This is a genomic window from Vibrio sp. 1978 (assembly GCF_033344345.1).
This window is the reverse complement of the sequence record NZ_JAWPOP010000238.1, coordinates 1-892: the sequence shown is the minus strand read 5'-3', so window position 1 is coordinate 892 and position 892 is coordinate 1. Positions and strand designations below refer to the sequence as shown.

Here is an 892-nt window from a genome sequence, read left to right as displayed (position 1 = left end):
CTTGGTCGGCGATAACGTAATAATTCACCTCTTCAGCGGCGGTCGCTGCACTGACTGCCATACAACTAAAAGCCAATACACGTAGAAGTCCTTTCATCCTATCCTCGATTATTATTTGCTCACGACTATATTTAGAGTAGCGCAAGATTATCGGAGTGATTTCATATGGATGTAAAAGAGCGAACTCAACGCCGGTTTAGTATCGGTAACCAGCTTATGCTGGCGGTTTTAACGTTGAGTTTGATCTTTACGTTAGTCATTTCTGCCATCAGTTTATATCGTGATTTTCAAGAAGAGTTGTCCCATCTCGACACCGACTTAAAACAAGTGGAGTCGAGCTACCTCTCCAGCTTTTCAGCCAGTTTGTGGGTTGAAGACCGTGAGCTGTTACTCACCCAAGCGCTGGGAGCGATGCGTTTGCCATCGGTGGATTACCTACGCATTGCTACCAAAGACGAAGTTATCATCGAGCTCGGAACAGAAATCACGCAAGATGTGGTTGAGAGGCGTTGGCCGATGCAGTTTAGTGTGGGTGAAAAAACGTTTGAGCTTGCAGAGCTGACTGTGCAATCTGACCTTAGCGCCGTCTATCAAGATTTATGGCAACAGTTCTTTTTTCTACTCACGACAGAAGCGATAAAAATTTTGCTGTTGATGGTTGGGGTGTTGTGGGTTGCCTTCCGTTTATTGGTGAATCCTTTGCAGTTGCTTTCCGGTGCGGTGAGTGATTTTAGCGGCGGTAATGCGCCGAGTACGGTCACGCTGCCCAAACGTTGGTGTTTTGATGAAGTCAGCTTGTTGGCGCAAAAATACAATCGAAGCGTGCAAAAAGTGCGTGAGCATCAAGCCGAGTTAGAAGCCGAGCGAGATAAGGCGGAAGTCGCCAATCGCA

At 46.9% G+C, this 892-nt stretch carries 1 pseudogene; it reads left to right on the top strand.

The features are described from left to right. Positions 1 to 165: 165 nt before the first annotated feature. Positions 166 to 892, top strand: a pseudogene (locus tag R8N49_RS25775) (hybrid sensor histidine kinase/response regulator); the annotation flags it as partial.